Genomic DNA, 1,005 nt, shown 5'->3' with positions numbered 1-1,005 from the left:
GACCAGCAGGCGGCAAAGCGCATCGCCGGCTGGCCACCACGTGTTTCCGATAAATTTTCCAGCATCCCCACTGCCCGGGCCATAGCGAAAATCGGCTGACTATCAAGACCGCATCCAAGCGCTATCAGAAAAATAACCTCACTGTCGGTGGTCCCCAAGCGGCGATCGAAGAGTGCATCGGGGATCATGTGGTCTATTTGACGCTTGATCCGTTGATCATAAAAAGCATCATGGATCACATCGTTGACACGCCGCTGAACCCGGTCGTACCCACCGATCATACCATTATGCATGAAGCTCCAGCGGCCGTAGGAAAATGGATGACAGTTGTCTCGCGCAGTCGCAGCGCTCGTTGATACACGCACATGAGCAAGAAACACCGAGGCCTTCACGTGATGCGCAAGCTGCAAAAGGTTCGGATCGGTCCAAGCCGGACGCACGTCCTTGTAGATACAAGGCGTTACCCGGTCGTCGTACCAAGCGGCCCCAAATCCGACAGCATTGACAGAGTAACTGCAACTCGCCGCGTGACGGCTTTGCTCGATCAGCGAATGTTCCGGATCACAGATCAATTCTTCAAGATATTTTGGATTACCGCTCCAAGCAGCCCATTTGCACATCAGGCGGCATCTTCCCTGTTACTAAAACTTTAAAAGTAGCGTGGCGCAAAAACCCATCGGCATAATAACGTTACGCTGAGGCATATTCGTGTTCTAAGCCTCATATGCGCATTTTTCCAAAATCATCAAGGCATTTGAGACCAAATGATCAGACCGCAGTGCGAATATGTCCTGCCCCCCATAGAGTCGGCAACAGCTTTGCTTGGAGAGAGTGTACTGGGATGCGTGTGAACTTCCCCAATTATTGGTGTAATTCACTATCCTGCAGATCTAGCCTGCTCCAAAAACGGCCAACGGCACCGCCTCCGGCATGAACACGCGAACCTCCCGCACGCGGCCGCGCTTGATGCGAATAACGCTGCCGCTTTCGACCTCCTGCCATGCA

1 protein-coding gene is annotated in these 1,005 nt (G+C 52.9%); it reads right to left on the bottom strand.

All coding sequences use genetic code 11. The features are described 5' to 3' along the window. The coding region (locus tag E1297_RS01445) for a class II glutamine amidotransferase (RefSeq protein WP_155132968.1) at window positions 1-620 on the bottom strand (620 nt) is incomplete at its 3' end. Window positions 621-1,005: the final 385 nt, after the last annotated feature.

The organism is Roseibium sp. RKSG952 (genome assembly GCF_009711355.1).
Note: the sequence above shows the minus strand (reverse complement) of the source record. Positions and strands in the feature narration are given on the sequence as shown.